This is a genomic window from Acinetobacter halobius (assembly GCF_044130335.1).
GTDB lineage: Bacteria > Pseudomonadota > Gammaproteobacteria > Pseudomonadales > Moraxellaceae > Acinetobacter.
Map to the genome: position 1 here is coordinate 111,564 of NZ_JBIQOD010000007.1, position 13,870 is coordinate 125,433.

General features: G+C 40.9%; 11 protein-coding genes. 3 read left to right on the forward strand and 8 right to left on the reverse strand.

Annotated elements, in window-relative coordinates; all coding sequences use genetic code 11:
• The first annotated feature begins 238 nt into the window (after positions 1-238).
• Positions 239-2,332, forward strand: a complete 2,094-nt coding sequence (locus ACE01U_RS08360) for a TonB-dependent siderophore receptor (protein WP_395579183.1) — start codon at positions 239-241, stop codon at positions 2,330-2,332.
• 85 nt (positions 2,333-2,417) lie between these two features.
• Here the strand turns inward: ACE01U_RS08360 and ACE01U_RS08365 are convergent, their stop codons facing one another.
• From ACE01U_RS08365 to ACE01U_RS08375, 3 genes are all read right to left on the reverse strand, one after another.
• Entirely contained in the window at positions 2,418-3,158 is a 741-nt protein-coding gene (locus ACE01U_RS08365) for an SDR family NAD(P)-dependent oxidoreductase (protein WP_395579184.1), read from the reverse strand.
• 18 nt (positions 3,159-3,176) lie between these two features.
• Positions 3,177-3,461 carry a YciI family protein gene (locus ACE01U_RS08370; RefSeq protein ID WP_291374106.1) on the reverse strand — a complete coding sequence of 95 codons (285 nt, stop codon included), beginning with the start codon at positions 3,459-3,461 and terminating at the stop codon, positions 3,177-3,179.
• A gap of 93 nt (positions 3,462-3,554) precedes the next feature.
• The gene (locus ACE01U_RS08375; protein ID WP_291374107.1) at positions 3,555-4,112 is read right to left on the reverse strand and encodes an NAD(P)H-dependent oxidoreductase; all 558 of its coding nucleotides are present in this window, start codon (positions 4,110-4,112) and stop codon (positions 3,555-3,557) included.
• A 183-nt stretch (positions 4,113-4,295) separates the two neighbouring features.
• On the opposite strand from ACE01U_RS08375, the gene ACE01U_RS08380 reads away from it, so the two are divergent.
• Positions 4,296-5,195 carry a LysR family transcriptional regulator gene (locus tag ACE01U_RS08380; RefSeq protein ID WP_395579185.1) on the forward strand — a complete coding sequence of 300 codons (900 nt, stop codon included), beginning with the start codon at positions 4,296-4,298 and terminating at the stop codon, positions 5,193-5,195.
• Positions 5,196-5,247: 52 nt separating this feature from the next.
• Here ACE01U_RS08380 and ACE01U_RS08385 read toward each other — a convergent pair whose 3' ends face one another.
• Positions 5,248-5,667 (reverse strand): MerR family transcriptional regulator, encoded by a 420-nt coding sequence (locus ACE01U_RS08385; protein WP_395579186.1) that lies wholly within the window; start codon positions 5,665-5,667, stop codon positions 5,248-5,250.
• 205 nt (positions 5,668-5,872) lie between these two features.
• Positions 5,873-7,114 (reverse strand): NADH:flavin oxidoreductase/NADH oxidase family protein, encoded by a 1,242-nt coding sequence (locus ACE01U_RS08390; RefSeq protein ID WP_395579204.1) that lies wholly within the window; start codon positions 7,112-7,114, stop codon positions 5,873-5,875.
• A gap of 592 nt (positions 7,115-7,706) precedes the next feature.
• Here ACE01U_RS08390 and ACE01U_RS08395 point away from each other — a divergent pair.
• Positions 7,707-8,960, forward strand: coding sequence for a saccharopine dehydrogenase family protein (locus tag ACE01U_RS08395; protein ID WP_395579205.1), 1,254 nt, complete (start codon positions 7,707-7,709; stop codon positions 8,958-8,960).
• Between the two features lie 219 nt (positions 8,961-9,179).
• On the opposite strand, the gene ACE01U_RS08400 is transcribed toward ACE01U_RS08395, so the two are convergent.
• The 3 genes from ACE01U_RS08400 to ACE01U_RS08410 form a co-directional block, all read right to left on the reverse strand.
• Entirely contained in the window at positions 9,180-9,293 is a 114-nt protein-coding gene (locus ACE01U_RS08400) for a hypothetical protein (RefSeq protein WP_086210914.1), read from the reverse strand.
• A 204-nt stretch (positions 9,294-9,497) separates the two neighbouring features.
• On the reverse strand, positions 9,498-12,644 hold the full coding sequence (locus ACE01U_RS08405) for an efflux RND transporter permease subunit (RefSeq protein ID WP_395579187.1): 3,147 nt from the start codon (positions 12,642-12,644) through the stop codon (positions 9,498-9,500).
• On the reverse strand, positions 12,634-13,869 hold the full coding sequence (locus tag ACE01U_RS08410; RefSeq protein WP_395579188.1) for an efflux RND transporter periplasmic adaptor subunit: 1,236 nt from the start codon (positions 13,867-13,869) through the stop codon (positions 12,634-12,636). The genes ACE01U_RS08405 and ACE01U_RS08410 overlap by 11 nt, the downstream gene beginning before the upstream one ends.
• Position 13,870 lies beyond the last annotated feature (1 nt).

Below are 13,870 nucleotides of genomic sequence, written 5' to 3' on the forward strand. Positions count from 1 at the left end.
ATACGACTTGACAACGTCATCTGTAATCTGAGTAAACCTGAATTTTGGCTCAGACATTAAATAAATGGCTAAGAATGAAATGAAAAATTAAACCCATTTTTTTAATTGTGTCATGATGAATATTTATTTCTATACTTTTTGATTTATTTAATTTTTTTAGAGATTAAACCAATATTGCTAACACAAACCCAACAAAATGTTATAACATAACAATACAACATCTAAACTACGCTCCATCATGATGAATAAATTTACACTTCTTTCTTCCAGTTTATATTTAAGCCTATTAAGTTCTTTTACATGGGCTGAAACCTCTACAGAAGTACTCAAGACCATCCAATTGCAAGCCGAAACTGAAGATGAAAGCTTGCAACAAAGTACCGCAATGACTAAGTTTTCTCATGACATTTTAGACGTACCTTTCAGTCGAAGTTTGTTATCTAAAGCTCTAATTCAACAACAAGATGTACAGCGTATTGATGACGCACTAACACAAGTAAGTGGTGTTTATAATCAAACCAATTATGGTGGCGGATTTTGGGATAACTTCTCATTCAGAGGTTTTAGTACAGACCCAAATATTGGGGCACAAATTATAAGAAATGGCCTAAGTGTCAACCGTGGACTCAGTGCGCCGCGAGACATGGTGAATATTGAATCACTCGACTTTTTAAAAGGCCCTATGGCTGCTTTATATGGTCGCGGGGAAGCTGGTGGTTTACTCAATATCAACACCAAAAAACCGCAGTGGGAAAGCTCTTCAGAAGTTAATTTACGTGCTAACAGTTTAGAAAAGTATCGTGCCAGTTTTGAACATACTAGCCCAATAAATGATGCTGTGGCTTATCGTATTGCGGTCGCACATGAAGATAATCAAAGTTTTCGTGATCATGTGCACAGTGAGCGTTGGTTTTTCTCCCCTCAACTTACATGGAAAATTTCAGATTCGACCCAATTGGACTTTGATAGCGAATTTACCCGACAAGATGGAACTTTTGATCGTGGTGTGAGCAGTTATCAAAAAAAATTTGTGATGGACCCAAAAACATTTACAGGCGAACCTGATGATGGTGATCATATTCAAAAAGATCATTTTTATCAGCTTCGACTTGCGCATCAGTTTAATGATGACTGGAAAATGAATAATGCACTCAGCGTAAAAGATACTCAACTCAAAGGCTTTTCCAGTGAACCTCGTCGTATTCAGAGTGATGGACGGACATTAGAACGTCAACGTCGCTATCGTGACAATAAAAGTGATGACATTCTCTTTCAAACGGAGCTACTTGGGAAAATCCAACAAGGCTGGGCACGCCATGAAGTACTTTTGAGCACTGAACTTGGGCAAATGAAGTACCGTCAATTACAACTGCGTCGAAACCACAGCAGTAGCGTGCCAAATAGCATTGATATCTATAATCCAAATTATGGGCAGTATTCGCCAGAGCTTCCTCTTTTCATTAATACCGAAGAACAGCAACGCTATTTTGCACTGAATTTACAAGATCAAATTTTTCTGAATGATCAATGGAGTGTGCTGTTCGGTGCGCGTTTTGATCATATTAGCCAAGATTTTCAAAATAAACTTGCACATACATCCAACCAACAAGACTTGCAACAAACCAGTCCACGCTTGGGGTTGAATTACCGACTGAATGATCGTTGGTCATGGTACGCCAACTACGGAAAATCCTTTGCCCTCAACAGTGGAATGGACAGAAATGGCAATGTTTTTAATCCTGAAAAAGGCAAAAGCTATGAAATTGGTGGGAAATATCAAATAAACCCACAAAGTTTAATCAGTTTAGCCCTGTTTAAAATGGATAAAGAAAATGTACTGACTACCGATCCAACAGATAGTAGTTATCAGATCACCGCTGGAGAAGTCTCTAGTAAAGGCTTAGAGTTCGATATTGAAACCCAACTGAGTGATCGACTCGCTGTCCGTGCAAATTATAGCTATACAGATGCTCAAGTGGAAAAAGACCAGAGCCTTGTTAAAGGTTCGAGGTTGAGTAATGTGCCAAAACATAGTGGTTCTGTGAGTAGCAACTACGAATGGGATCTTGCCAATGCAGACAAAGTTGGAGTTGGCGCAACGGCAGTCTATGTTGGTAAACGTAGTGGACACAGTACAGATAATGGCTTCAACTTACCTGAATATACGTTACTCAACTTAAACGCTTACTATGCCCCATCAGATCAGCTACGTTATCAGCTCAATGTGCATAATCTTTTAGATGAAACTTACTATGTCGCAAGCTATAGCGATATGTGGATTCAACCAGGCGATCCTTTAAATGCATCGCTCTCGGTGCAATGGAAGTTTTAAGAGCCAAAACCAGACATGAACTATGCTAGATCATGTCTGGTTTCTCAGTTATTTTTATAGATTTGAGGCCAAATAAATTGATTCACTAAGCTGTAAAACCACCATCTACAGCATACTCAGTGCCAGTCACAAAACTGGCTTCATCTGATGCTAAAAATGCAACGACCGAAGCAACATCATCAGGTTGACCAAAATGCCCCAACGGAATCATTTGGCTGACTTTATCAATATGGGCCTGAGATTCTTCAAAAGATAAATCCGCTTTTTCATAAATTGGGCTATCAATTGGGCCAACTGAAACAGCATTTACTCGAATTTTTTCTACAGCCAACTCTCTTGCCAAAGACTTTGTGATTGCTGAAAGTGCTGCCTTACTGGCCGAATATAGAGCCATGTTTGCAAGTGGTCGTTGGCTGACCGAAGAGCCAATATTGATGATGCTTCCTTTGGACTCCCGCAATAAATCTAAACTTTGACGCATAAACTCCACAGGACCACGAACATTGATATGAAAAATAGCATCAAAAGATAAAATATCTAAGTTTTCGATACTTGCAACGGGAGCAACACCTGCATTATTCACTAAAATATCCAAGCGACCAAAGCGGTGTTTAAGCTCAGCAATCGTGTTTGAAATGTCTTCCAAACATGCAATATCACCAACGATATAGTCAATATTTTGATGTTGGCTTGTTTCAACTAAAGGCGCGTGTGTCCGTCCCATAATCAAAACTTTTGCTCCTTCATTGGCTAAACGTTCTGCAATTTTTCGACCGATGCCAGAGCCTCCTCCCGTGACCAAAGCGACTTTATTCATTAGCTTCATTTTTATGTTCCATCGGTATTATTTAAAAAGATGAAAATCTTTTGCAATTTTTAATGGAGAAAACTCTTCTATTTCATAGATCGCACAGCGATGTTTAACATAAGGGTCTAGTGCCACAATCCGCTCTAATTCATCTTGATTTTCAGCTTGGGCAATAATAACCCCAGCACTGTTTTTTGAGAGATTTCGACCAAAAGTCAAAAAGACTTTATTGTCAAATTGCTGATTTAAAAATTCAATGTGTTGAGCATGGTATTGCTCGCTGATCTCACCGAGATCAACAGAAACATGGATTAAATACATTTGAACCATTTCCAAAAAATTAAAGCATAAGTATCAATTTAAAGTGCTGAGTAAAATCACGCCGTAAAGACTGAATAACTGAATATTTACATCTCAATATAAGTTTTCAATTTGGCGCACTAAACGTTGTGCATGTTCCTGCGCGGCCATAGTCTGTTGCTGTAAACCTTTTTCATCGCCACGTGCAAGATAGCTAACACCTGTTGTATAGACTGGTGCTTGTAGGTCTAAATTGCATAATGCAGCAAGACTGTCGAAGGGTGCCAATAGCGTTTCAAGTGAGTGTTGCATGATTGCATTTGGCGCATAAGCAACTTCGGGAGCTCCCGTGGTAAAGGACAAAATCAATTGCTTACCGCCCAATTTCGCATTTGAGCCATGAGAAAAACCATGTAGAAAAACCTGATCTAGCCATTTTTTAAGCAGTGCTGGTAATGCATACCAATGAAATGGAAATTGCCACACAATAATGTCCGCAGCTAACAGTGCTTGTTGTTCAAGCTCAATATCGAAAACTTCATCTGGGTAAAGTTCATCTAACTTACGAATTTTTGCATGAGGGAGTGCAGTTGTTACGTGATTGAGAATGGCTGTATTCGCAACCGAATCTTGTAAATTGGGATGTCCTGAAATTACGAGTATTTTTTTCATCATATTTACCTTTAGAAAATTAAGCCCGCTGTTGAGACGCATACAATGCTTGTCTTAACCAGATTGCCACTTAAGCCCACATGGGGTTGAACATGGAATGAATGGTAGTCAGAAAAATTGTGATTGATAAGGCAGGTAATTGGCACTACATTAGTATCTAAAAGTTAATAGTTGTGCATTGATATGAATGGCTCAATTTATAATTATTTGGTTGTATTCCATGCTATCGTCAACGAGGGAAGTTTAGCCGCAGCAGCGCGACAACTTGAAACTGCCCCACCTGCTGTCAGCAAGTCCTTAAAACTACTTGAGCAAACTATAGGCTTGCCTTTATTTAATCGCACCACACGTCATTTGGAGCTTACAGAAGCGGGACAACATCTGTTTCAAAACACACAAGAACCAATTAAGGCATTAACGATTGCGCTAGAAAGTGTTCAAGACTTAAAGAGTGAACCTGCTGGTATTGTGCGAATCACAACAGCTCGTTATGCCTATCTAAGTGTTTTACAGCCCTATTTAGGTGAGTTCTATCAAAGATACCCACGTATTCAACTTGAAATTGCGATTAACGATGGAACGGTCAACCTTTCAAAAGAGGGCTATGATCTAGGTATTCGCTTTGGTAATAAAATTGAAGAACATGTGGTAGCACGTCAAATTTTAACCAAACAAACTCAAGGATTATTCGCATCAAAACATTATCTTGAACAGCATGGGGTTCCACAAAACCCTGTAGATTTAAAACAACATCGGTTAATCGGCTATCGTTTTACAACAGCGAATACGCTTTCTCCATTGCTTTTACAAGAAGATGGAAAAGAAATTAGTGTTGAAATGCCTGTCTCTTTTGTTGCTAATGATATAGAAGTCAATATGGATGCAATTCGGCAAGGAATCGGTATCGGTCGAATTTTTTTAATAAATTTAAAACAACAGCCTGATCAAGAAAACTTTATTCCTGTGCTCAAGCCATACTGGAGAACATTCCCTCCTGTTTATCTCTACTATTTACAAAATAGTCAAAAGTCTAAACGTGTAAGGACGCTCATTGATTTTTTACTGGAAAAAAATACCGCTTAAAAAACTGCTCTCCTTATCTGTGCTTTCGCTTTTTCATTATTTAAGTGTTCAACTAAGCCTCACTTTCAGATTCGGCATAGTATGTATTAAGTAGTCGGTGTGCATTTTCTTCGCAGCTTAAGTCTTGGGGCTTATTTTGTATCGAATCAATCAGGATCAGTAAGTTCTTTTTATTTTCAGCCAACATTTTTTGCATTTTTACAATTTCTTGTACTTTGTCCTTCAAGGTCTGAATCAATTTGTCATGATTCCAGTTAGCAATATTTGCAGGGATCAACGATTTGATCTCTTCTAAGGAAAAGCCAACTTGTTGTGCCTGCCTAATCAGATACAATTGTTTTAAATCTTCTTCTGAATATTGACGGTAACCATTCGATAAACGCTTAGGTTTAGGCAATAACTGGATTTGCTCATAATAGCGAATTGTAGGCGTACTCAACCCACTCAGTTTCGACAACTCACTAATATTCATACGAAATACCCTCTTTATATTCAAGTGAACTTGAAGCCTGTGATATACAAAAATCAATCATATTTAAGCATGCGGTAGAGAGTATAGAAAAATACCAGTGAGTTTATTCACGGACTGATATTTCTCACGATGATGACTTTTACACTCTCTTTTAGTCAGAATATAAGCTGCTATTTTATGCTATGTGAAGTTTGCTCTCTTAGACTTATACCGAAGCTTTTGCACGGCGCTGCATACGATGACGATATTGCTTAGTACGTTTGCTCATTGCAAGTTGCTGTAAAATCAATGCCCAAAATGGTGATACTTTAGGGTTTGGTTTCTTACCTTGACTCAATTTGCGTAGCTGAAACTTTACAGTTGACAAGTTGGCAACTGAAGCGAGTGCTTTGTTTTCCCACTCTATTGGTTTGAGTTCAGGGGCAAGATTTTGACCTAGTTTCCACGCATTAGGTAAATTTGGTTCTAAGGCAAGCGCAGTCCCAATCCCCACCATTTCTACACCACTTTTTACGACCTGCTCAGCCACTGGCTGACGACGAATTCCCCCAGTGACCATAATCGGCATTCGAGCGATTTTACGGATTTCTGTAGCAAATTCTAAAAAGTAAGCTTCACGTGCAAGCGTTCTTCCATCACGGGCTTGGCCTTGCATTGCAGGGGCCTCGTAACTACCACCTGATAGTTCAACCAAATCCACAGCAAGCTCATTCAACATTTCAACCACTTGCTTGGCATCGTCTGCACTAAAGCCACCACGCTGAAAGTCGGCCGAGTTAAGTTTTACCGCAACTGCAAATTGATCAGACACAACTGCACGTACCGCTTTCACAATTTCGAGTAAAATTCGAGCACGATTTTCCAGTGAACCACCCCACTGATCTTGGCGCTGGTTACTGAGTGGTGATAGAAATTGACTGAGTAAATAGCCATGTGCAGCATGAATTTCTACACCCGTAAAACCTGCCTGCTCAGCCAGTTGTGCTGTGCGTGCAAAACGCTGAATGACTTCTTCAATCATCACTTCTGTCATTTCAACTGGTGTTGCAAACTTATCCGACATTTTTCCTAAATCTAAAGCTACAGCAGAAGGAGCCCAAGTGTCTTGCCCCATATTCGACTGCATCTGACGTCCAGGATGATTAATTTGCAACCAAAATTGAGCACCTTTGGCACGTCCAATATTTGCCCATTTTTTAAATAGATCAAGATGTTCGGTATCTTCAAGCACCACCCCGCCAGGTCCTGTCATTGCCCGACTATCAATCATGACATTTCCAGTAATGATCAAACCGACACCACCCTCTGCCCAAGTATGATAAAGATTAAATAAATCTTGTGATGGTGCTTGCTCTAAAGTTGCCATGTTCTCTTCCATTGCCGCTTTAGCAAGGCGGTTTGGAATCGTTGTCCCATTGGGTAGGGTTAATGCATCAAATATGTTCATCATGATCACCTCTTTTGATCTGATAACTACTTTAAGATTAAAGTTAACTTTAATGTCAAGTGATTTTTTATACACGATCAAAATAAGAAATGAGCAATCTTTAGGTCATCCATAGTTAAAGTAGATTTTGCATCTAGATGCTAAATTTTTGGATTAGCTTTGCATAATGACCAATAATTCAAAGTCAAAGATTTTAGGGTCACGGTCAACATTTCCTGAAAATACCTGAATACACGTTTAATCTCTCATTTTTATGGGTAACGAATGTCTAAGAATGTAATGCCTACCTATCTTACTTACATCATTGGCTTCTGCTTAAAGCAGCACTTAAGATCCAGCATATCTATTGTTAATGGCATAGCATACTGTCAGAAAAAGAAAGGTTATATTGAAATGTCAGCACGTGAAAATCTTTTCTAATGCTGTGATTCATGTAAAAGATTGCGAATAAATAGCAATTTTATGTCTGTAAATATTTACACTTTTCCCAGCTTGACATTCAAGTTCACTTAAAGCTTATAGTGTTTATAGCAAACACAGGTGTACTACTGACTTTAAGCATGATTCCATGAGGAGTTTCTCCATGACGGCAATAAAAAACAAAAAATATGATTTGGTGGTATTTGGTGCAACCAGCTTCGTTGGACAAATTTTAACAACTTACCTAAGTGACTACCTCTCAATGCAAGGTGAGTCAGCTGAACAAATTCAGTGGACAATCGCTGGCCGTTCATCAAGCAAACTCAATGCGTTAAAAAATAAGCTTGGTGAAAAAGCTCAAAATTTGGACATTATGATTGCAGATGTCAATGATAGTGACGCAATTCACACGCTGTGTGAACAAACTCGTGTTGTTGTTTCAACCGTAGGTCCTTATGCACTTTACGGTGAACCGATGATCAAGACCTGTGTTGAAACAGGTACAGACTATTGTGACCTTACGGGTGAAACACAATGGATTAAAAAAATGATCGACAAGTATCAAAGCCAAGCCGAACATTCTGGTGCACGGATTGTACATTGTTGCGGTTTTGATTCTGTCCCTTCTGATATGGGCGTGTATTTTTTACAACAGCAAGCACAGCAACTTTGGCATGCCCCAGCAACCAACGTCAAAATGCGAGTGAAAGTTTTAAAAGGCGGCGCTTCTGGCGGAACGGTGGCCAGTTTAATCAATGTCATACAAGAAGCCGCCGCTGATCCTGCATTGCGCAAAGCGTTAGTGAACCCATACCTCCTTGTGCCACAAAATCATACGCTCAGTGCACGTCAACACTATGTAAAATCGGCTGAGTTTGACAGCGATTTTGATGCATGGATTGCCCCCTTTGTGATGTCTGCTGTTAATGAACGGGTTGTGCACCGTTCAAATGCACTTGCAAACAATGCCTATGGGGCAAACTTTAGCTATAACGAAGCCATGCTGACAGGCCAAGGTTGGAATGGTCGTATCAAAGCTTACAGCTTGGTCGCAGGATTAGGTGCATTCATGCTTGCAGCGGTTACCAAGCCTGTCAGTAAATTGATGGAGCGCTATATGCTCCCAAAACCAGGCGAAGGCCCGACACCCGAGCAACAACGCTCTGGCCGTTTTGATTTACGATTTATTGGCAAGTCAGATGCAGGACAAAGTCTTCGAATCAAAGTCACAGGCGACCGTGATCCAGGTTATGGGTCAACAGGAAAAATGTTGGGGCAAGCAGCATTAAGTTTAGTTTTGGATCATCATAAAAATGGCGAGAAAACGGGACGAAATGGCGGTTTTTGGACCCCTGCAACGATGTTTGATGAGCGCTATGTTGAACGCTTAAAACAGCATGCAGGTATTGGCTTTGAAGTGATTTAAGTCTTTATCAACTCATTGATAGAAAAGTATGTAAGGCGCATCATGCACTTTAAATACACAGTGTTATGTATTTAGCTGATGATGATTGGAATGTAGACTACAAATAAAAAAGAATGAAGCAACACAGGCCTCATTCTTTTTTGTTGAATCTTAAAAAATATCTGTTTGAACATCATACAAAGCATTTTTTGTTGCGCCTTTGCATCGTGATGTTTAGCTTTACTTTAGAACATATTCCCAAATAATGAATCCGAGAAAAAATCCAAGAAATGAATATAAAGTAATGATAAAGAATACAAACCAAGCTTTATTTTTTTTCAGTAAAAAGTTCATTTCCAATACCTCAACGCTTTATCTATATTTGTTATTCTAAGGTTTAGGCTATAAATGGACAGATACAGTTCTTTATGAAAAAAATATAACAGACTATAACAGATTTGCCATTTTTAACTCCCAAATGCGATTAGGCTGATATCAAGTAGTATAAAAAAGCATGAGGGGTATATGTGCCTCCCCATGCTTCAGTTGATTAAAGAATTAAATTTCCGTTTCTTTCTTAGCATTCATCCAACGATACAACACTGGTAATAGCACCAAGGTCAATAACGTCGAAGAAATAATTCCACCAATCACCACGGTCGCCAATGGTCGCTGAACCTCTGCCCCTGTGCCCGTAGCAAGTGCCATCGGCACAAAACCTAAGGATGCCACACAGGCGGTCATTAAAACAGGCCTTAAGCGCAAAATCGCCCCCTGCCAAACAGCTTCATGTAAGTGGTATTGCCCTCTTAACTCTTTAATGAAGGTCAACATGACCAAACCATTTAAGACGGCAACGCCAGACAAGGCAATGAAACCAATACCCGCCGACATCGACAAGGGAATGTCTCTTAACCATAAGAAAAGCACACCACCTGTTAAAGCAAATGGAACACCCGTGAACACCAGTAGGCTTTCTTTCATGTTATGAAAAACAGCCATCAGCAAAATAAAGATCGTCAATAATGCCAGTGGAATCACAATCTGCATTCGAGCCTGTGCCGAGGCTAGATTTTCAAACTGACCACCATATTCAATCCAATAGCCACTTGGTAGTGGATACTGCTTCAGTTGAGCTTGTACCTCTGTGACAAAAGAGCCCAAATCACGCCCTTCGACATTCGCAGTGACAATCACACGACGTTTGCCATTTTCACGGCTGACTTGGTTGATGCCATCCATCATTTTTACTGTGGCAATATCGGCAAGTAAAATACTGCCGCCATTTGGAAGCTGTATTGGCAGTTGCGCAATCCCGCTGACACTACGGTCTTGTTCACTGAGTCGAATCACAAAGTCAAAACGGCGGTCGCCCTGTAAAATTTCACCGACATTTTGCCCACCAATGCTTGCTGATACATAGTCCTGTATGGTTTTAACACTTAAGCCATATTGCGCTGCCAAGCTTTTATCAATTTCAACATTAAGCAAAGGTAAGCCCGACGTTTGTTCAACTTTGACTGCGGTGCTGCCTGAAACTTGTTGAATTAATTTACTGATTTTTTCAGCTTCCGCATTTAATACTTGCATGTCATCACCAAAGATTTTGACACCGACATCACTACGTACACCCGATATTAACTCATTAAAACGCAGTTCAATTGGCTGAGAAAACTCACTGTTGTTACCGGGTAATGTCGCTAAATACGCCTGCATACGGCTACGTAGTTCATCCAATGTTTCTTTCGGGTTTGGCCACGCATCACGGGGTTTTAACATGACATAACCATCTGAAATATTCGGTGGCATCACATCGGTCGCCACTTCTGCCGTACCTGTACGCGCAAAAATAGCGTGTATTTCAGGGAATTTTTTCAGAAGTAGCTTTTCCGTATTTTCCTGAATACGAAGTGATTCTTCTAGACCTGTGCTTGGGGAACGCAGTTGCTGTACAGCAAAGTCACCTTCACTCAGTTGTGGTGCAAACTCACTGCCGATCCGCATTGCGAGTAAACCTGTTAATACCAATAAGCACAGTGCAAAGGTTAAAACTACCGCTTTGTACTGATAGGCACAGTCTAATACTCGCTGATATCGCTCTTTTAACCACAACATCCAACGGCTTTCCGTTTCTTTAATGTCACCTTTAACAAAAAGTGCAACAGCCGCAGGCACAAAGCTGATCGACAAAATAATGGCTGCAACGAGTGCAAGCACAACCGTCAAAGCCATTGGGTGGAACATTTTGGCTTCTACGCCAGTCAGTGCAAAAATCGGCAAATACACCACTAAAATAATCAGCTGACCAAAAATAAGTGGACGACGAGCTTGGCGCGCTGCTAAAAACACTTCTTTAAAGCGTTCCGATTGAGTTAACGGTCGTTTGAGCAGTTGTTGTGCATGGGCTAAACGGCGAATACAGTTTTCAACAATTACGACTGCACCGTCGACAATAATACCGAAATCCAATGCCCCTAAACTCATCAGGTTGGCACTGATGTTCTGTTGTGCCATGCCTGTTAAAGTAAACAGCATAGACAGTGGAATCACACAGGCTGTAATTAACGCAGCACGAATATTACCCAAGAATAAAAAGAGGATCACAATCACCAAGATTGCGCCTTCAACCAAGTTCTTTTGCACCGTTTTAATGGCTTTTTCCACCAACGTGGTGCGGTCATAAACTGTTTCGATTTTAACGCCTTGCGGTAAACTGCTTTGCACCTCTTGAATTTTGGCATCGACAGCTTTAGACACCGTTCGACTGTTTTCACCCATCATCATCATAGCGATGCCGAGTACAGTTTCTTCGCCATTATAGGTTGCGCCTCCTGTTCGGAGGTCATGATCAATTGAAACCTGCGCAATATCCGCGACACGAATGGGGTTCCCATTTGGGCTGGCAACCGTTGTATTTTCAATGTCTGCAAGACTGTTGAGTGTCCCTGGCACACGAACTGTGAGCTGCTGACCATTTTCCTCAATAAAGCCTGCCCCACGGTTTTCATTATTTTCCTGTAAAGCGGTTTGTAGTTGGCTCAAGGAAATATTCAACTGCTGCATACGGTTTAAGTCAGGAGCAACCACGTAGGTTTTGTTAAACCCGCCAATACTGTTGACCTCTGCAACCCCTGCAACACGTTGCAATTGCGGACGAACGATCCAATCTTGGATCTCCCGCAAGTCCATCGCACTATAAGCTGTACCATCGGCTTTTTTGGCATTCGGTTCTGCTTTAATGACCCATTGATAAATCTCACCTAAACCTGTTGAAACTGGCGACATGGTTGGGGAAACATCACTGGGTAAATCTGCTTTGGCTTCTTGTACCCGCTGATTAATCTGCTGGCGTGCCCAATAGATGTCTGTACCATCCTTAAATACGATGGTGACTTGGGACAAACCATAGCGTGAAATCGAACGAGTCAACTGTAAATCTGGAATACCCGCCATAGCCGTTTCAATTGGATAGGTAATCCGCTGTTCAACCTCCAGTGCGGTAAAACCATTGGCTTGGGTATTAATTTGTACTTGCGTATTGGTAATATCAGGCACTGCATCAATTGGCAGCTTTTGATAGCTGTATACCCCAACCGCAATCCACGTGCAGACAAAGAGCATGACCCAAATTGCATTTTGAATAGAAAACTGAATAATTCGTTCAAACAAGCCTTCAGGCTTGGGTAAATCATGATTAGTGTGCATGATCAGCCTCGCCTTTTTCGAGTTCAGATTTAAGAACAAAGCTGCCTTGACTGACATAGCGTTGCCCTGCTTTTATGCCTGAAACGACTTCAATCCATTGACCATCATTTGACGCTTGTCCAAGTACAACTGGCTGTGCTTTCAAATGCACTTGCCCTTTTTGTTCTGTGTCGACCATAAATACTGACGTTTGACCCTCAATGTTTTGAATAGCACTTTTATGGACACGAAGCGCTGTTTTGGAACTGGTATTGTCTAAAAAGATATTCACCAAAACATTTGGACGTAATTCAGCCGCTTGGCTTTTTAATTTAGCACGTACCACCAAACGTCCCGTTTGGGCATCGGCCTGAGAGGTTAAGCTTTGGATGACGGCTTGATATTTTTGCTCAGAGGCATTCGGTTTGAACGTTACACTTTGATTGGTTTGTAATTGACTCGATAACTGTGCAGGCAGATTAAACTCAAGCCACAACTCTTTAAATTGTTCAATCACAAACAGTTGATCGGCCAATTGTACGTTTTCACCCACCACGATATCTTTTTGGCTAATCACCCCTGAGATGGGCGCTGTAATGGCAAAACGACCATTTATACCACCTGTTGCCCCCAGTGCATTTAAACGACTTTGCACGGATTGCACAGTAATCTGTGCCTGTCGGTAAGCATTTTCTGCCCGTTGGTAGTCTTGTTTAGCTGAAATGCCCTGTGACCATAACTGCTGTTCACGTTGATAATCTTGACGTGCCAAGTCCAAACTGGCTTGAGCCATCCGTAAATTGGCTTGTTGATCAATCAGTTCGGGAACGGACAGGACAGCTAAAGTTTGTCCTTTTTGTACGTTTTGACCAAGCTCCACGTTCACCCGCTCCACATGCCCACCAAAGTTTGGCGAAATGTGGGCTTGCTGATCGGTATTCACCACAAGCTTTCCAGGTAAAACAGTGACTTGAGACACCACGCCTTGTTGAGCCGAAGCGATTTGAATGCCTTGCTCTGTCAGTTGCTGCGCTGTCAGTTGAATTTCACCTTCCTCAGCATGTCCTTTTTCTGCCTCGGGCTCATCCGCATGTTCAGATTCTTCATGTTCCCCATGCTCATGTTCATCGGTGGTTTTATCTTTCGAGCTAAACCAAATTCCTATAGCAATCAGGAGCGTTACTAGAAGCAAAAGCCCAATCATCAATGGCTGTGATATTTTTCCAAGTTGGTTCTTCAGTTGCATA